Consider the following 16,542-nt stretch of genomic DNA (forward strand, 5'->3'; position numbering starts at 1 on the left):
ACCGCACGGCCGTTGACGCGTCGCTCGTCCGGCCCGGGCCCGCGCTCAGCCCGTCCAGCGGTCGAACGTCTCGTTCTCGATGCCGAGCCGGTCCAGGATCTTGCCGCAGACCTGGCGCAGCACGTCGTCCAGGCTCTTGGGCTGGTGGTAGAAGGAGAGCACCGGCGGCAGGATCGTGCCGCCCGCCAGCGTGACCGTCCGCATGTTCTCGAGGTGGATGTAACTCAGCGGGGTCTCGCGGGCGACCAGCACCAGCGGCCGGCGCTCCTTGAGCGTGACGTCGGCGGCGCGCGCCACGAGGTTGTCGGAGTTACCCGTCGCCACGGCCGCGAGCGTGCGCATCGAGCAGGGGACGACGACCATGCCGAGCGTCTTGAAGGAGCCCGAGGAGATGGCGGCGCCCATGTTGCGCGCGTCGTGCACGACGTCGGCCAGCTTCTCCAACTCCAGCGGGTCGCGGCGCATTTCGAGTTCGATGCTCAGGCGCGCGCCCGCCGACATCACCAGGTGGGTCTCCACCGTGCCGAGCGCGCGCACCGTCTCCAGGAAGGCGAAGGCGAGTTGGGGGGCGCTGGAGCCCGAGACGCCGACGACGAGCCGCGGCCTGCGGGACTGCGCCGAAGGGGGGCGGCTGTCGCCGGTGTCGCCGATGTGCACGGGCGGCCGCCTCACTTGTAGAGGTGGGGGTACTTCGCCCGCACCTCTGCGGCGAGTGCGGGCGAGGTCTGGGCGACGGTGGGGAAGGTGTCGCGCCGCTCGTAGGGGATGCACGCGTCGATGACCATGCGGGAGTTGTAGAGCCGGTCGTAGTCGGTGACGAGGGTGTCCAGGCGGGAGGACCAGGTACGGTCCAGAGTCGTCGTCATCGTCTTGGGGTCGCACCTGGTGCCCATCGCCCAGATGACGTCGTGGATGTCGCTCGGATCGATGTCGTCGTCCACCACCACGATCCAACGGCCCACGTATCCCACCGGGTTGACCTGCGAGGCGACCAGGCCGACTTGCGTGGAGTGGCCGAAGTAGCGCTGCTTGACGGACACCACGACGAAGGTGCGGCCGGAGCCCGCCTGGTGGGTCCAGGCGCTGACGACGTCTGGGATGCCGGCGCCCTCCAGCGAGTCCAGCAGCGCGGCCGAGCGCAGGAAGCACCGCTCGAACAGGTGGGCGTGCGGCGGCTTCTGGCTGGCGGCGCAGGTCAGGATCGGGTCGGTGCGGTGGTACACGCGCTTGATGTGGATCAGCGGCTCGTCCTTGGCCTCGCCGGCGTAGTAGCCGTGCCACTCGCCGAAGGGGCCCTCCTCGGTCGTCTCGCCGGGCAGGATCTCGCCCTCCAGCACGATCTCGGAGCGGGCCGGGAACGGCAGCCCGGTCAGCTCGCCCTCGATCACCTCGTGCGGACGGCCCATCACCCCGCCGCACCACTCCAGTTCGGGGATCTGGTCGGCGAGGGTGTAGCCGGAGGCCAGGTAGGTCACCGGGTCCATGCCCACGATGATCACCACCGGGCAGGGCTTGCCGGCGGCCAGGTACTTGTCGCGGTGGATGCGGCCCTGCTTGCCGTTGGAGATGTACGAGGCGCACAGGTTCTTGCCGCGCACCTGCACCCGGTAGGTGCCCAGGTTCACCCGGCCGGTGTCGGGGTCCTTGGTGACCACCCCGCACGCGGTGCCGATGTAGCGCCCGCCGTCCAGCTCGTGGTGCACGGGCACCGGGAAGAGCGCCGTCAGGTCGATGTCGTCGCCCTCGACCACGTTCTCCAGGACGGGGCCGTCGGCGACGGTCTTCGGCGGAATCCGGTCGAAGCCGCGCTTGGTCACCTTGCGGAAGTCGTTGAGCATTTCCGTGCGGTTCGCCGACACCGCAGGCTCCATGCCGAGCGCGAGGGCGAGGCGCAGCGGGGAGCCGAACATGCCGTAAAGGCAGCGGTGCTGATCCGGATATCCGGGCACCTTGTCGAAGACCAGCATCGGCGATTTCTCGACCTTCTGCCGGTAGAGCACCTCGGTGACGGCGCCCATCTCCTTGTCCCAGTGCGCCCCCGACACGACTTCGAGCTCACCGCCGTCGTCCACCGCCTCGATGAAGCTGCGCAGATCGCTCTGGATGACGTCGCTGGGTTGCTTCGACATGACTGCCGATCTCCTATCGCCGGGGTGGTCCCGATGATGGGGCTAACTGTCGTACCTTTTCAAGGGTTGTGCCGTAAGACAATTAGGTCGTGCACATGCATTGCTTGGTCTGATGTTATGACCCTAGACTCCGGCGCCATGTCTCCCAGCACCCACCGATCCCCCGAGGACGCGCCTTCGCGCACTGGGCAGCAGGACGCGCCGAACCCATCCGGAACCACCGTCGAGCCCCCCGCCGCGCACCTGGCGGCCGTCGGTGTCGGCATCGAGTACGGGCCGCGCCCCGGCGAGCGCGGCGGCGCGACGACGGCCGCCGTCTCCCGGGTCGACCTGACCATGGCCCGGGGCGACTTCGTGTGCATCGTCGGCCCGTCGGGCTGCGGCAAGACCACCTTCCTCAACGCCGTGGCCGGGTTCCTGCCCGTCACCCGCGGCACCCTGCGCCTGGACGGGCGCGACATCCCGGGACCGGGCCCGGACCGGGCGATGGTCTTCCAGCACGCGAGCCTGCTGCCCTGGCGCAGCGTGCTGGACAACGTCACCTACGGCCTGGAGCTGTCCAGGTCGATGAAGCGGGCCGAGGCCCGCGAGCGCGCCCGCGACCTGCTCGACCTGGTCGGCCTCGCGCACGCCGCCGACCAGCACCCCGGCCAGCTCTCCGGCGGCATGCAGCAGCGGGTCAACCTGGCCCGCGCCCTCGCCGTCGAGCCCGAAGTCCTGCTGCTGGACGAGCCGTTCGCCTCGATCGACGCCCAGACCCGCGAGGTGATGCAGGTCGAGCTGCTGCGCATCTGCACCGAGCGCCACGTCACCGCCCTGTTCATCACTCACGACATCACCGAGGCGGCCTTCCTCGCCGACCGCGTGTGCGTGTTCGGCCCGCGGCCCGGCCGCATCGTCAAGGAGATCGCCGTGTCCCTGCCGCGCCCCCGCGACCAGAAGATCCGCCGGCTGCCGGAGTTCACCGCGCTGGTGGACGAGATCTCCGACACCCTGCACGGCGCCGCGGACAGCGCCCTGCCGGCCGGCCGCCCCGAAACGGAAGGTGCGCGCTGATGGCCGTCACCGCGAGCAAGGAGGCCCCCGGCACCACCGAGCCCACGAAGGCCCGCAAGTCCCGCCGGCGGCCGAGCGAGAAGTACGTGTACGGGACCGTCGCCGTGGTCGTCGCCCTCGCGGCCTGGGAGGTCGTGGCGCTGCTGCGGGTCAAGCCCAAGATCGTGCTGCCCGGCCCGACCGACGTCATCAGCGCCTTCAGGACGCTGTTCAGCACCAGCGCCATCTGGACCGACCTCGCCACCAGCGGCCGCGAGCTGCTGCTCGGCCTGGTCTTCGCCACCGTCGTCGGCCTGCCGCTGGGCATGCTCATCGGCTGGTACCGCAAACTCTCCTACGTCCTCAGCCCGTTCGTGAGCTTCCTGTACGCCACCCCGCGCATCGCGCTCACCCCGCTGCTCATCATCTGGCTGGGCATCGGCGACTCGTCCAAGATCATGATCGTCTTCCTGATGGCGGTCTTCCCGATCACGATCAACGCCGCCAGCGGTGTGCAGGGGCTCGACCCCGCCGTCCTGCGGGTCGCCCGCTGCTTCGGCGGCACCGACCTGCAGATCTTCCGCACCATCGCGCTGCCCGGCACCGTCCCGTTCATCGTCAGCGGCCTGCGCCTGGCCGTCGGACAGGCGCTGATCGGGGTGTTCGTCGCCGAGCTGAGCGGCGCCCAGCACGGCGTCGGGATGTTGATGAACAACGCGGGCCAGCAGTTCCAGACGTCCGTCGTCTTCGCCGGGCTGTTCATCTTCGCGCTGACCGGCGTGACGCTCAACGCCCTGCTCCAGCGGGTGGAGCGGCACTTCGACGCCTGGCGCAAGTCCGCCTGACCGCCGCTCGGGCAGGGGCCTCACCGCCCCTCCTTCCCGTAGCCCGTCCCCCGCTTCCCCCTCCCCACCGGACCACGCCGCACCGAGCAACCGACCCGCCGCCCAGCAAGGGAAGAACCATGATCACAGGCAAGAAGCACAGCAGAGTCGCCGGCTTCGCGGCTGCCGCGGGAGCGCTCGCCGTTCTCGTCTCCGCCTGCGGCGGTGGGAGTTCGGGCGGAAACGGGTCGACCATCAAGGTCAGCTACAGCCAAGTGGTCGCCGACGAGCTGCCGTTGTGGATCGGCGTCGACTCGGGCCTGTTCAAGAAGCAGGGCCTGGACGTCCAGTTGACCAGCCTCTCCGGCTCGGACGGCTTCCCGGCGCTGATCTCGGGCCAGACGCAGATGGCGTCCATCGGCGCCTCCGAGATGGTCTCGGGCTCGGCCTCCGGCGCGAAGGTCAGCTACCTCGCCACGCTGACGCCGGTCTTCCCCTACCAGCTCTTCGCCAAGGTCCACTCGGCCGCCGAGCTGAAGGGAAAGCGCATCGGCATCACCTCGGCGAGCGGTTCGGTGTACGTCGGCACGCTCGCGGCACTCAAGCAGCTGGGCCTGAGCGAGAAGGACGTCAAGCTCGTGTCCCTCGGGTCGGTCACCAACGTCAACAACGCGCTGATCGCCGGCAGCATCGACGCCGCCCTCTCGCACCCGCCGGCCTCCACCCAGATCGAGGCCGCCGGCTACCACAGCCTGCTGGATCTGGCCAAGCAGAAGATCCCCACCTCCAACGTCGGGATCGCCGCGACCTCCTCGTACGTGACGTCCCACAAGGCGCAGGTCGGCAAGTTCATGACCGCGCTCAAGCAGGCCATCGCCCGGGAGAAGTCCGACGAGGCGTACTCGGTCAGCGAGTTGCGCAAGCACCTGAAGGTGAACGACGAGAAGTCCCTCCAGGCCACCTGGACGTACTTCGCCCAGGAGGTCCTCCCCAGCCAGCCGACTCCCACGGTCGCCCAACTCCAGACCTCCAAGGACGCGTTGGCCAAGACCCCGGGCGTCTCGAAACTGGACCTGTCCAAGATCGTGGACGACGAGTACTTCCCGCCGCAGCAGTAGCGGCCCTGCTGCCGCGGTGTGCCCGCGCTCAAGGGACCGGGGGCTCAGGAGGAGGCGAGCCAGGTGAAGTCGTCGTGCGGGGAGCGGGCGGGGGCGAGCCACTGGAGGTAGGGGTCGGCCAGGGCAAGGAGTTCGTCGTGGTGGGAGTGGGCGTCACGGAGGCTGACGCCCACCGCGTAGAGCTCGCCGGTGGTGCGCAGGGGGTCGGCAAGGGGGGTGATCACGTTGGTGCCGGCCAGCAGGCCGGGGCCCTCGGTGAAGAGCCAGGCGACCGGGCGGTCCCGCGCGGCAGTGGCGAGTTGGGCGGCGAAGCGGCTGCGCGCCTCGGCGTCGAGGTAGGTGAGCAGGGAGGCGGTGAAGACCACCACGGGGGCGCGGCCGGGGACTTCGGCGATCAGCCGGGCGGTGTCCCGTACGGCGTCGGCCCGGACCAGCGGCTGCGGGTTGCGGCGGGCCACGTCGATCGCGGCCCTCAACGTCCTCAGTTCCGCGACCTGTTCGGGCCAGATGAAGGCCTCCAGCCACCGTGCGGCCTCGGGGTCGGCGATGTCGACGGGGTCCAGGTCGGCGCCGAGCCGGTAGGGGACGTGCGGTGGTCGCCGGAAGACGGCGTCCACGGGCCCGTCGCCCCGCACGGTCGTGGAGAGCACCACGGGCGAACCGTCCTCGGGCCGGGTCTGCCGGTCGCCGACGCGGTAACCGTAGGCGTCGAAGCGGAGGTTGAGGCCGGCGCTCGCGCCGATCTCCAGCAGGGCGAGCGGGCCGGGCCAGGCGGCGGCGACCCGGGCGAGCCCCATCCGGAGGGCGAAGCAGCGGCGGACCTCGTTGGTCTGAGTGGTGCGGTGGGCCAGCAGCTCCGCCAGGCCGTCGCGGTGTTGGCGGCAGAAGTCCCGGAAGGCGGCCGGGGCCCCGTCGTCGAAGGGCTTCGCGCCCCCGTGGATGGGGTAGTAGGCCGCGAGCGGATGGTCGCGACGCTCGCGCAGCAGGTGGTTGACGGCGGCGAACAGCAGGCTCGGCCGGCGCTGCTCGGCAGGCGCCCGCAGCAGCAGACCGAGCACCTCCGGCTCCTCGGCCACGACCGCGCTGAGCCCCGCGTAGACCGCCGACCGCCCCTCGCACTGCGTCCGCCCGAAGAACCGGAACAGCCGTGCCAGATAGGCCATTTGGGCAACGTCCGCCACGGCCGCGATGGAGTCGCCCGTCCCCCGGCCCTGGGTACTCAACGCCCGGCCTCGCCGTGGCCGACCACCAGCTCCGGGCCGGCCCCCGGCGGCACCTCCAGTGCCCTCTCGGCCATCGCGCCCACCCTCCCCACGGTCCGCGCCCTCCGATCGGAAGAACACCCGGGATCGTAGGCCTCGCCGGCGTTGCCCTCGACCGACTCGCCGAAGGCAGTTAATCGGTTGCACGCCACCGAGGCGGGGTGTCGGATCCTGGCTATGACGATCGTGCTGAGTACGCCGACGGCCGACACAGTGCGCGAGGCCATGGCCGTGCTGCGGGAGTGGCAGCATGACAAAGCGCCGATGCAGCTGCATCCTGGGGACATCGGCTGGAACTACCGGTTCGGAACGGCCGAGACGGCCGCGGTGGTCCGGACCTGGAGCCGGGACGGACGGATCCTCGCCGTCGGGATGCTCGACTCGCCGACACTGGTGCGGATGACGGTCGCTCCCGATGCTTTCCAGGACGCGGACTTGGCGCGGCGGCTCGTCGAGGACTTCTCGCTGCCCGAGCGCGGCGTGCTGCCGGAAGGTGCGGTGTCCATCGAGGCACCGCAGGGCCTGCTGCTCCACGACCTGCTGAGCAAGGAGGGCTGGGGTGTCGGCGAGCCGTGGACGCCGCTCTTCCGTGACCTCACCGAGCCGGTGGAGGACCCCGGCGTGCGGATCAAGGCGATCGGCCTGGAGCAGGCACAGGACCTCGCCGACGTCCTGCGGTCGGCGTTCAACACCACGAAGCCCACGCGCGAGTACCGGCACAAGATGTCCGCGGGACCGTTCTACGCCGACGCCCGATGCCTGGGTGCTTACGACGGCCAGGGCAACTGCGCGGCGGTGGTGACGGTCTGGTCGGCCGGCCCGGGGAAGCCGGGACTGGTCGAGCCGATGGGCGTCCACGAGGACCACCGCGGCCGCGGCCATGGCCGGACGATCACCCTCGCCGGGGCGGCCGCGCTGCGGGAAATGGGCTCATCGAGCGTCCGCGTGTGCACGCCGAGCCCCAACGTCGGCGGCATCGCCACGTACAAAGCGGCCGGGTTCGCGGCGAGGCCGGAGATCGCCGACCGGATCCGGAAGGTCTGACGTCGGGGTCTTCAGCCTTCTCACCATGCGGCAGCACCTCGCACGGCTGCCGTACGAACCGGCCAACCACCTTGAAGCGCCGAAGTCAGTAACGGCTCTCGGGGAGGGTTTGTTCGCACCAGATGACTTTGCCGGTGGTGGTCTGGCGGCTGCCCCAGCGGTCGGTGAGCTGGGCGACGAGGAGGAGGCCGCGGCCGCCTTCGTCGTTGGCGCGGGCGCGGCGCATGTGGGGGGCGGTGCTGCTGGTGTCGGCGACTTCGCAGATGAGGGCGCGGTCGCGGATGAGGCGCAGGCGGATGTTGTCGCCGCCGTAGCGGATGGCGTTGGTGACCAGTTCGCTGACGACCAGTTCGGTGACGTAGCCCTCTTCTTCCAGTCCCCAGTCGGCGAGGGTGTGCAGGGCGTCGGCGCGGACGGCGGGGACGGCCGCGGGGTCGGTGGGCAGGTCCCAGGCGGCGACCTGCCGGGTATCCAGCCGCCGCAGCCGCGCCAGCAGCAACGCCGCGTCATCCGTACGGTGGGTGGCGAGCAGCCGCGCCACGACACCGTCGCACAGGTCCTCCAGGTTCTCCTCCCCCGCGACCAGGGCCTGCCGCAGGGACTCCAGGCCCACATCGACGTCGTACTCCCTGGACTCGACCAGGCCGTCGGTGTACAGAGCGAGCAAACTGCCCTCGGGCAGCTCCACTTCGCGGGCCTCGAACGGCAACCCGCCCAGCCCCAGCGGCGGTCCGGCCGGCAGATCCAGGAACTCCGCACTCCCGTCGGGCCGTACGACCGCGGGCGGCGGATGCCCCGCCCGCGCCAGCGAACAGCACCCCGACACGGGGTCGTAGACCGCGTACAGACACGTCGCCCCGATGTCCCCCGCCTCACCCCGCGCCGTACCCCGGCCGGTCTCCGACTCCGCCGACAGCCGCAGCACCAAGTCGTCCAGATGCGTGAGCAGTTCATCCGGCGCCAGTTCCACATCCGCAAGCGTCCGCACGGCCGTCCGCAACCGCCCCATCGTCGCCGCCGCCTGCAGACCGTGCCCCACCACATCCCCCACCACCAGCGCAACCCGCGCCCCCGACAGGGGAATCACATCGAACCAATCCCCGCCCACCCCCAACCGCGGCGCCGCCGGCAGATACCGCGAAGCAGCCTCCACCGCCGACAGCTCCGGCAACCACTGCGGCAGCAGGCTCTGCTGCAGGGCGACGGCACTGCTGCGCTCCCGCGTGAACCGCCGCGCGTTGTCCAGGCAGACCGCCGCCCGCGCCACCAACTCCTCGACCAGCGACAGATCTTCCGCGTCGAACGGCTCCTCGTTGGCCGAGCGGGCGAGCAGCAGGACACCGAGCGTGGTGCCGCGCGCGATGATCGGCACGATCATGCCGGAGTGGAAGCCGTGCTTGCGCATGCTCGCGCCGCGCACCGGATCGTCGTTCGCCCAGTCCTCCAGCACGGAGGCGAGGTCGGGGGAGAGCATCGAGCGTCCCGACCGCAGGACGCGGGCGCTCGGGCTGCGCTCGGGGTGGACGTCGACGTCGCCGAGCCGCACCACCGCCTCGGGGACACCGGACCGCACCGAGGCGTTGGCGCTGCGGCGCAGGGCCGGAGCGCCGGTGATCGGGAGAGGCGAGAGCTCGTCGCCACTGAGCAGCGCCTCCAGCAGGTCGACCGCGACGAAGTCGGCGACGGCGGGCACGATCACGTCGGCCAGCTCTTGCGCGGTGCGCATCACGTCGAGCGTGCTGCCGATCCGGGTGCTGGCCTCGTTGAGCAGGGTGAGCCGGTCCTTGTCGCGCTGCTGGTCGGTGACGTCGACGACGGTCGTGCAGACGCCGGGAACCCGGCCTGCCTCCTGGCGCAGGGGGGAGACGGAGATCGACAGGACCCGCTCGTGGTCGGGGTGGGTGCCGGTGCGGGCCCGGACGCGGAAGTCCGTCTCCGGCTCACCGGTGCGCAGCACGCGCCGCATCAGCGTGATCCAGGCGTCGCGGTCGGGGTCGGCCAGCACGGAGGCGAGCCGGCACCGCGTGCCGGCCGCGAAGGCGCCGGGCTCCACGGCCTCCCCGCCGAGCCGGTGCATGGCCGCGTTCTCCCGCACGCAGCGCAGGTCGGCGTCGTGCACGGCGAGCGCGACGCTGGACCAGGACAGCACCCAGTCGGCGAGCGGCCCCTCGTCGGTGCCGATCGGGAAGAGCGCCGCGTGCTCTTCCACGGCGGAAGGCTCCGCCGCGTCTCCCGAGGGGACGCCGTGCATCTCCATATCATCGAGCATGGTATTTTACCGGAATATTGGCAAATTCAGGTCATATGCAGACAATCGAAGCGGCACAGAGCGGCCACGACTGAGCGCGTACGGTGATCCTCCAGGACCGCGTTCGCGCCGTACCCGGCCGGCGAGGGCGTGACGCTGTCCGCTGGGCGCTTGGAGGGCCGCGGGCGGCACCAAGTCGTTCGTCGTCCTCGGTGACTTCGGGTTATTGGGCGGAGTGTTCGGCCAGTCGGCGTCCGAGAGCGAGGACCACCGTTTTGAGGGCTTCCGGCTGTTGGATGATGAAGGGCCGGTCCAGCATGGCGAGTGTGCCGGCGACCCACTCGAGGCGTTCAGCCCGCAGAAACACCTGCAGCCAGTCATGACCGTCCGCACCATCGGGAGGAGACGCCGGCGCGACGGACCCGAGGGTTTCCGGAATCCAGCGCCGCACATGGGCCGGATCGGCGCGGATGAGCACGGAGACGTCGTGTCGCGAAGGTGCCGCCGACAGTGGTCCCAGCACCTGGGCCACTGGGTCGACGTCCGCGGGCGCCTCAAATGTGCCCGGCAGAAGCCGCAGATCGGCCATCCTGTCCAGGCGGTAGGTACGCTGCGCCTGGCGGTCGGCGTCGAAGCCGGTGAGGTAGAGCAGGTTTCGGTGCGCCACGATGCCGTGCGGCTGTACGTGCCGCGTAGCCGCATGCCCCTGCCGCGTCCGGTACGCGAACGCGACCGGGCGCTGGTCCCGTGCCGCCTCGGCCAGACCGAGCAGCGTTCGAGCGCCTTCGCCGGCACCAGGACGAGCTTCGGCGTCGTCGTGGTCTTCCGCGCCCGGGCGCCGCTCACCGGTGAAGTCCACTGCCCGCAGTACCGCGTCGATGCGGCGAGCGAGCGCGGCAGGCAGTACCCGGCGGACCTTCGCCGTGGCCGTCTCCATCACCAGCGGGGTCACCGGACCACTGTGCGCATGCTGGTTGACCAGCAACGCCCACACCACGGCAAGGCCTTCCTCGTCGGTCAGCATCAGCGGCGGCATGTGGTAGTGACGGGCCAGCCGGTAGCCGCCGTACCGGCCGCGAACCCCGTCCACCGGGATGTCCATGTCGCGTAGCTGCTCGACGTAGCGACGCACGGTGCGCTCATCGACTCCGAGGCGCTCGGCGAGGTCGGCAACCGTGCGGGTCCCTCCCGTCTGCAGCAACTCCAGCAGGGCGAGAACGCGTGCGGTGGGTCGGGTCATACCTGCGATGATGCGGGATTTCCGGGCGGAATATGACCTGTATTCCTTCTAGGGTGACCACATGACCGCATCAACCGCAGTGCAGTTCGCCTCCGTCCGCCTCATCACCGATGACATTCCGCGGCTCGTCCGCTTCTACGAGGCCCTCACCGGTGCGACCCCGCAGTACCTCACCGAGGATTTCGTCGAACTGGTCACCCCCTCGGCCACCGTCGCTGTCAGTGGCTCCGCCCGCGTCGCTTTCATCACCACCAACACACCCCGTGGGGGCGCAAACAGCAGTGCCATCATCGAGTTCCTCGTCGACGACACCAACGCCGTATTCGAGAGGCTTGCGGCCGACTTCGGCGACGATCTCGATGTCGTTCAGCCGCCGGCCATGATGCCGTGGGGCAATCTGTCGGCTCTTGTCCGCGACCCCGACGGATCGCTCGTCAACCTCTACACGCCGGTCACCCCCGAGGCATGGCGACTTCAGCGCAACCGGACACCGAAGCCTCCGCACGCGCCCGTATAGCAAGCGGTGCAGCCGATGCCGCCGCAGGCGACGTGCCAGGTTGCCGTGGCGAAGCCGTGGTCAGACGGCGGGGATGGCGAGCCGGCGCAGGCGTTCCTCGCCGATCATGGTCAGCATGTCGGTGTGCCGGGGCTGCCAGCCCAGGTCCTGCTGGGCACGGACGGCGCGGATGCGGCCGGAGACGGCCATGATGAGGGCCCCGAATTCGCCCCACACGCCGGTGGCCTCCTGAGGGGTCAGGCTGCGTGCCTTGACGCCCAGGTCGGCGGCGACGCGTTCGGCGATCCAGCGGGTGGGGGTCTCTCCGGCCACGGCGTGGTACAGCCCGCCGGGACGGCCCCCTTCGAGGGCGAGGGAGAACAGGCGGGTCACGTCGTCGATGTGGACATGGCTGTAGGTGTTCAGCCCCTGGCCGATGTAGCAGGCCGACCCTGTGACGGCCACCGACCGGTAGACCATCGACACATGGCCGTGATCGCCGGGGCCCCAGATCAGACCGGGCCGGATGACCATCGCGCGCAGCCCGTCCCGGGCGGCGGCCAGGACGGTGTCCTCGGCGGCCTTGCGGAAGCCGGCCAGGGGTTCGGGTGTGAACGGGTCGTCCTCGGCGAAGACGTCGGGGCTCCAGGCGCCCGCGGTGCGCTGTATCAGCACGCCGTTGCCGGACAGGAAGATCAGCGACTTGTCCGTGCCGGTCAGGGCCCGGGTGAGGTCCTGGACGGTCGCGATTTCCTGTTCCGGGTCCGCCTGGGCGGCATAGACGACCGCGTCGGCGGTCTGTGCCGCCTTGATGACGGCGGGGCGCCGCTCTTCCAGGTCGCCCACCACAGGGGTGATGCCCTGAGAGTCGAGGGTGGCGGCAGCGGTTTCCGTGCGGGCCAGGCCGGTGACTGCGTGGCTTTCGGCGGAAAGGTGCCGGGCGAGGCCGCCGCCGACGAAGCCGGTGGCGCCGATGACGAAGATGTTCACGGCCTTCTCAGGAGGGCAGGGCGCTCAGTTCGCCGCCGTCGGCGAACAGCACGGCACCGTTGACGTAGGAGCTGGCGTCGCTGACCAGGAAGGAGACGATCTCGGCGATCTCGCCGGGGTCTCCGGCGCGGCCGCGGGCGGAGGTCTTGTCCAGCATCGCGATGTGCTCGCCGAGCATGGCCCTGGTGCCCTCGGTGTGCACGGGACCGGGCGAGACGGTGTTGACGCGCACGCCGGAGGGGCCGAACTCAGTGGCCCAGTAGCGGGTGAGGACTTCTACGCCGGCCTTGGAGGCTCCGTAGGCGGCGCCGACGGGGGCGGGCATGCGGGCCGCGCTGGAGCCGACGATCACGATCGAGCCCTGGCCGCGCTCGGCCATGCCGGGTGCCAGCGCGCCGACCAGCAGGAACGGGGCGCGCGTGTTGACCGCGACATGCCGGTCGAAGCTCGCGGCGTCGCTCGCAGCGGTGGGGGCGAACTCGTACAGGCCCGCGCTGTTGACCAGGATGTCCACCGCTCCTGCCTCGGCGGCCAGGCGCAGCGTGTCCTCGGCGTCGGTGAGGTCCGCGGTGATGAAACGGGCGCTGCCGCCCCCGGTCTCGATCTCCTTGACCATGGCTTCGCCACGGGCCCGATCGCGGCCGTGCAGGACAACGCTCGCGCCCTGGGCGGCCAGGTTCTGCGCGATGGCCTTGCCGATGCCCGACGTCGCTCCGGTCACGAGTGCGGTGCGGCCCTGCAAGGCGGTGCTGGCGCTCATGGTGTTCTTCCTCGCTGTGGTGCTTTCAGCGCGCAGTACGGATCACGACCGGCGCCCTTCCGCAATCCACTATGCATGACAGATGATCTGCTGACAAGAACATCTGCTCTTGAGAGCATGCGCTAGGATGTCGGGGTGAGCGCATCCATGTCCGAGAGCAAGAAACCGCGTGACGCGTCGGAATCCCTCGCGCTGGACACCGACCTGGGCTGGGCGATCCGCATGGTCTCGGCTGCGTTTCGCCGCGTCGCCACCGACTCCGTCGCGGACCTGCCCGGCGGAGCCCGCGGCTACCTGGTCCTGGTCGCTCTGGCCGGCGACCGCGAGCCGCCGTCACAGCTCGCCCTGGCCAAGGAGGTGAGTCTCGACCGCACCGTGATGACCTACCTCCTCGACGACCTCGAGGCCCACAACCTGGTGACCCGCAAGCCCGACCCGCGCGACCGGCGTGCCCGCCAGGTCCTCATCACCGACACCGGACGCGCACGCCTCGCCCAGGTACGGGAGAGCCTCGGCGCCGCCGAAGCACGTCTCCTCACCGACCTCGACCCCACGGACACCGAGCACTTGCGGACGCTGCTCGCGCGCGTGGCACAGACCGCGCAGCGTGAAGTGGTCGCCCCCGACGGAACGGAGTGCTGAACGCGCACCTCACCCGCCGCGTCCGCAGAGCGAAGGACGGAGCGTGCGTGCCCGACGGGCACGCACGTGACGCGGGACGCACCCGCGAGGCCAGGCCCCGCGAACACCACGGCATCACGCACCGGGCCCCCGAAGGAGCGCGAGCCGGGGCCCCTTCGGTCGCCGGGTGGCTCGTGAGGCGGGGATGCGCGGCCGTCAGCGCTCCCGGTCCCCATTGAGTCGAGTGCGCCCCCTTCCCTCCCGTTCCCTCCCGCCCGTGTGCGACTGTGGGTTCGACGATCTACCGGTGAGGGCATGCTGCCTGAGCGCGCCGCCTGCCGCAGGCCGGGCGCCCTCGAGAAGGAGCCCTGCCGTGACGAGATCCGGACCGACGGCCACCGTGCGCCGGCGCCTCGCCGCCCTCCTCACGGGCCTCGCCCTGGCAGCGACCGGCGTCGCCGACCTGACCACGGGCGAGGCGGCGGCCGCCGCCCCGGCCGGCCCCCTGCTGTACGTCGCCGACAGCGGCTCGGGCGACGTCTCGGTGGTCGACGGCGGCAGCGACACGGCCACCTCGTCCGTCAGCGTGGGCGGCTCGCCCCAAGGCGTGGCCGTCTCCCCCGACGGCGCCACCGCGTACGTCACCGACGCCACCGGCAACACGGTCTCGGTGATCGACACCGCCACCGACACGGTGACCGCCACCGTCCCAGTCGGCGCGATCCCGTACTCCGCTGCCGTCACCCCGGACGGTTCCGAGGTGTACGTCGCGGACCTCGGCGCGAACGCGGTCTCGGTGATCGACACCGCCACCGACACGGTCACCGCCACCATCCCCGCGGGCGTGGCCCCTGTCACCGTGGCCGTCAACCCGGCCGGGACACAGGTGTACGTCACCAACGACAGCGAGACCAACGCCGTCCAGGTGATCAGCACCGCGACCCACACCCTCACCTCCTCCATCCCGGTCCGCGCCCATTCGTACGGCGTGGCCTTCGGTCAGGGCGGCGCGCTCGCCTACGTCTCCCTCGTCAACGGCGCCCTGGTCGCGGTGATCGACACCGCGACCGGCACGGTCACCTCGGACATCCCCGTCGGCGTCCTGCCCGAGGGGGTGGCCGTCTCCCCCGACGGCACGCGGGTCTACGTCGCCGACGGCAACACCGACGCGGTGTCGGTGATCAGCGCCGCCACGGGTACCGTCACCGCCACGGTCCCGGTCGGGCCTTCACCTCAGGGTGTGGCCTTCGACCCGTCCGGCAGCCGGGCGTACGTCACCGACAGCGCGTCCGACACGGTGACGGTGATCGATACCGCGACCAGCACGGTCGCCTCCACCGTGACCGTGGGCAGTCACCCGGCCGGGATCGCGGCCGTGCCCGTTCCCCCGCGCGCCGACCTCGGCGTGAGCCTGACCGCCACCGGCGTACCCGGCCTGGTCAACGGCCGCATCGACTACACGGTGACGATCACGGACCACGGGCCGTCCGCGCTGGCTTCCGGCACCGTGACCGCCACCCTGCCGCCGTCGACGACCGCCACCAGCAACTCGTGTGACGCCACGGGCAGTCGGGTGACCTGCACAGTCGGGCCGCTGGCGGCGGGCGCCTCCACCACCCGCACCTTCTCCGTCCCCGTCGGCCTGCTCACCGTCGGCCTGCCCTACACCGTGACCGCCACGCGCACCGGCAGTTCGCCCGCCGACCCGAACACCGCCGACGACACTGCGACGCGGACCTGCACGGTGGTCACCTCGCTGGTCATCACCTGCAGCTGACGTACACACCTGCGCGCGAACGTGCGACGGCCAGGCCGCACGGCCCCGGCTCACCCAGCCGATCAGGCGCCGCCCAGCCTGGGCGCTCGTCCATCAGCACGATCACGCGAAGCCGGTCGCTTCGCGCGGGCCGGACACTGAGGGTGCGTGCGCACTGGTGCGGGCTTGTTGTTGTCGCCAATGGCAGCGCCGCTCGTGCGGCGACGGCGCCCATGGCCCCCGCGTCTACGACCAGTACCGTTGCTGTACCAAGACCGGATCCTCGACGAAACGTCCGAAACCGCCGACCCGCTGAAGCTGATGAGGCTCTTCGGCGTTACAGAGCGAACCGCCATGCGCTACGTCGGCGTCGCCCACCCGGAGCGCATCGCGAAGATGCCCCAGTGGTCAGGGCATCTTCGCGATGCAGCATCAGCAGCTGGCATGCGCCTTACTCACCGAGGTGGGTCAGGGCGACGGCGGTAGTCACGCAGGTCCAGGACCGGTTCCCGGCCCGCTGACGACGGACCTGGATGACCGACGCGCACAACAGACTCGGCCCCAAATCCAGCCATCAAGAGAGCGAGGCCGGGATCTAGGCTCGGCAGTCCCAGGCGTGTGAGTTGATGTCGTAGGTGCCGGCCAGATTTACCTGCTTGCCCTGGGTGACGCAAGCGCCGATGGGGCTGTGCCAGTCGATGTCGCGGAAGATGGTCACTCCGAGGCCGGTGACGCCATGGTTGTACACCGAATGCGGATGATCCACGCCGTCACCGGCCCAGGAGCACGCTTCCCAGGTCTCGGCGTCGTCGACCCACTGGCACCGGCTTCCTGTGCCGTTCGAACCCGTCCAGGCACAGAAGTAGCCGCTCGGACAGCTGCTCCAGTTGGACTGCGAGGCGGCCGCAGCCGGCGCGACAGCGGCGCCGAGGAGTCCTGCCGTCCCCATGGCGACGGTCAGCGCCGCTTTGAGTTTTCCCGCCACGTTCTCGTCCTCTCCTTGTGCTTCCGTCAGAAGT

At 70.7% G+C, this 16,542-nt stretch carries 15 protein-coding genes; 7 read left to right on the forward strand and 8 right to left on the reverse strand.

Features of this window, described 5'->3' with window-relative positions; all coding sequences use genetic code 11:
- Nucleotides 1–45: 45 nt before the first annotated feature.
- Both BLR33_RS30490 and BLR33_RS30495 read right to left on the reverse strand, forming a co-directional pair.
- On the reverse strand, nucleotides 46–657 hold the full coding sequence (locus BLR33_RS30490; RefSeq protein ID WP_245771764.1) for a UbiX family flavin prenyltransferase: 612 nt from the start codon (nucleotides 655–657) through the stop codon (nucleotides 46–48).
- Between the two features lie 11 nt (nucleotides 658–668).
- Nucleotides 669–2,129 carry a UbiD family decarboxylase gene (locus BLR33_RS30495; protein ID WP_093787889.1) on the reverse strand — a complete coding sequence of 487 codons (1,461 nt, stop codon included), beginning with the start codon at nucleotides 2,127–2,129 and terminating at the stop codon, nucleotides 669–671.
- 138 nt (nucleotides 2,130–2,267) lie between these two features.
- On the opposite strand from BLR33_RS30495, the gene BLR33_RS30500 reads away from it, so the two are divergent.
- The 3 genes from BLR33_RS30500 (at nucleotide 2,268) to BLR33_RS30510 (ending at nucleotide 5,106) form a co-directional block, all read left to right on the forward strand.
- Nucleotides 2,268–3,185: an ABC transporter ATP-binding protein gene (locus tag BLR33_RS30500; RefSeq protein WP_093787890.1), complete on the forward strand. Its 918-nt coding sequence runs from the start codon at nucleotides 2,268–2,270 to the stop codon at nucleotides 3,183–3,185.
- Nucleotides 3,185–4,009, forward strand: a complete 825-nt coding sequence (locus tag BLR33_RS30505; RefSeq protein ID WP_093787891.1) for an ABC transporter permease — start codon at nucleotides 3,185–3,187, stop codon at nucleotides 4,007–4,009. The genes BLR33_RS30500 and BLR33_RS30505 overlap by 1 nt, the downstream gene beginning before the upstream one ends.
- Before the next feature lie 119 nt (nucleotides 4,010–4,128).
- Nucleotides 4,129–5,106 carry an ABC transporter substrate-binding protein gene (locus tag BLR33_RS30510; protein ID WP_093787892.1) on the forward strand — a complete coding sequence of 326 codons (978 nt, stop codon included), beginning with the start codon at nucleotides 4,129–4,131 and terminating at the stop codon, nucleotides 5,104–5,106.
- Between the two features lie 44 nt (nucleotides 5,107–5,150).
- Here the strand turns inward: BLR33_RS30510 and BLR33_RS30515 are convergent, their stop codons facing one another.
- On the reverse strand, nucleotides 5,151–6,269 hold the full coding sequence (locus BLR33_RS30515) for a DUF2332 domain-containing protein (protein WP_176930644.1): 1,119 nt from the start codon (nucleotides 6,267–6,269) through the stop codon (nucleotides 5,151–5,153).
- A gap of 276 nt (nucleotides 6,270–6,545) precedes the next feature.
- Between BLR33_RS30515 and BLR33_RS30520 the strand changes: the two genes are divergently transcribed.
- Nucleotides 6,546–7,412, forward strand: a complete 867-nt coding sequence (locus BLR33_RS30520; protein WP_093787893.1) for a GNAT family N-acetyltransferase — start codon at nucleotides 6,546–6,548, stop codon at nucleotides 7,410–7,412.
- Nucleotides 7,413–7,497: 85 nt separating this feature from the next.
- Here BLR33_RS30520 and BLR33_RS30525 read toward each other — a convergent pair whose 3' ends face one another.
- Together BLR33_RS30525 and BLR33_RS30530 are read right to left on the reverse strand one after the other, a co-directional pair.
- On the reverse strand, nucleotides 7,498–9,669 hold the full coding sequence (locus BLR33_RS30525) for a SpoIIE family protein phosphatase (protein WP_456049204.1): 2,172 nt from the start codon (nucleotides 9,667–9,669) through the stop codon (nucleotides 7,498–7,500).
- A 214-nt stretch (nucleotides 9,670–9,883) separates the two neighbouring features.
- Complete coding sequence (locus BLR33_RS30530) at nucleotides 9,884–10,900, reverse strand: helix-turn-helix transcriptional regulator (RefSeq protein WP_093787895.1); 1,017 nt, start codon at nucleotides 10,898–10,900, stop codon at nucleotides 9,884–9,886.
- 61 nt (nucleotides 10,901–10,961) lie between these two features.
- Between BLR33_RS30530 and BLR33_RS30535 the strand changes: the two genes are divergently transcribed.
- Nucleotides 10,962–11,417, forward strand: a complete 456-nt coding sequence (locus BLR33_RS30535; protein ID WP_093787896.1) for a VOC family protein — start codon at nucleotides 10,962–10,964, stop codon at nucleotides 11,415–11,417.
- A 60-nt stretch (nucleotides 11,418–11,477) separates the two neighbouring features.
- On the opposite strand, the gene BLR33_RS30540 is transcribed toward BLR33_RS30535, so the two are convergent.
- Nucleotides 11,478–12,386 carry an NAD-dependent epimerase/dehydratase family protein gene (locus tag BLR33_RS30540; RefSeq protein ID WP_093787897.1) on the reverse strand — a complete coding sequence of 303 codons (909 nt, stop codon included), beginning with the start codon at nucleotides 12,384–12,386 and terminating at the stop codon, nucleotides 11,478–11,480.
- 7 nt (nucleotides 12,387–12,393) lie between these two features.
- Nucleotides 12,394–13,146 carry an SDR family NAD(P)-dependent oxidoreductase gene (locus tag BLR33_RS30545; RefSeq protein WP_093787898.1) on the reverse strand — a complete coding sequence of 251 codons (753 nt, stop codon included), beginning with the start codon at nucleotides 13,144–13,146 and terminating at the stop codon, nucleotides 12,394–12,396.
- Nucleotides 13,147–13,281: 135 nt separating this feature from the next.
- Between BLR33_RS30545 and BLR33_RS30550 the strand changes: the two genes are divergently transcribed.
- Nucleotides 13,282–13,788: a MarR family winged helix-turn-helix transcriptional regulator gene (locus BLR33_RS30550; RefSeq protein ID WP_245771766.1), complete on the forward strand. Its 507-nt coding sequence runs from the start codon at nucleotides 13,282–13,284 to the stop codon at nucleotides 13,786–13,788.
- A gap of 352 nt (nucleotides 13,789–14,140) precedes the next feature.
- Nucleotides 14,141–15,544, forward strand: coding sequence for a beta-propeller fold lactonase family protein (locus BLR33_RS30555; RefSeq protein ID WP_245771767.1), 1,404 nt, complete (start codon nucleotides 14,141–14,143; stop codon nucleotides 15,542–15,544).
- 574 nt (nucleotides 15,545–16,118) lie between these two features.
- Here BLR33_RS30555 and BLR33_RS30565 read toward each other — a convergent pair.
- Nucleotides 16,119–16,508 (reverse strand): peptidase inhibitor family I36 protein, encoded by a 390-nt coding sequence (locus BLR33_RS30565; protein ID WP_093787901.1) that lies wholly within the window; start codon nucleotides 16,506–16,508, stop codon nucleotides 16,119–16,121.
- Nucleotides 16,509–16,542: the final 34 nt, after the last annotated feature.

This window comes from Actinacidiphila guanduensis, from assembly GCF_900103985.1.
GTDB lineage: Bacteria > Actinomycetota > Actinomycetes > Streptomycetales > Streptomycetaceae > Actinacidiphila > Actinacidiphila guanduensis.

Coding starts and splice junctions, on each gene's coding strand:
- BLR33_RS30495 (WP_093787889.1), bottom strand. CDS start 2,129: ATGTCGAAGCAACCCAGCGACGTCATCCAGAGCGATCTGCGCAGCTTC.
- BLR33_RS30500 (WP_093787890.1), top strand. CDS start 2,268: ATGTCTCCCAGCACCCACCGATCCCCCGAGGACGCGCCTTCGCGCACT.
- BLR33_RS30505 (WP_093787891.1), top strand. CDS start 3,185: ATGGCCGTCACCGCGAGCAAGGAGGCCCCCGGCACCACCGAGCCCACG.
- BLR33_RS30510 (WP_093787892.1), top strand. CDS start 4,129: ATGATCACAGGCAAGAAGCACAGCAGAGTCGCCGGCTTCGCGGCTGCC.
- BLR33_RS30515 (WP_176930644.1), bottom strand. CDS start 6,269: ATGGCCTATCTGGCACGGCTGTTCCGGTTCTTCGGGCGGACGCAGTGC.
- BLR33_RS30520 (WP_093787893.1), top strand. CDS start 6,546: ATGACGATCGTGCTGAGTACGCCGACGGCCGACACAGTGCGCGAGGCC.
- BLR33_RS30525 (WP_456049204.1), bottom strand. CDS start 9,669: ATGGAGATGCACGGCGTCCCCTCGGGAGACGCGGCGGAGCCTTCCGCC.
- BLR33_RS30530 (WP_093787895.1), bottom strand. CDS start 10,900: ATGACCCGACCCACCGCACGCGTTCTCGCCCTGCTGGAGTTGCTGCAG.
- BLR33_RS30535 (WP_093787896.1), top strand. CDS start 10,962: ATGACCGCATCAACCGCAGTGCAGTTCGCCTCCGTCCGCCTCATCACC.
- BLR33_RS30545 (WP_093787898.1), bottom strand. CDS start 13,146: ATGAGCGCCAGCACCGCCTTGCAGGGCCGCACCGCACTCGTGACCGGA.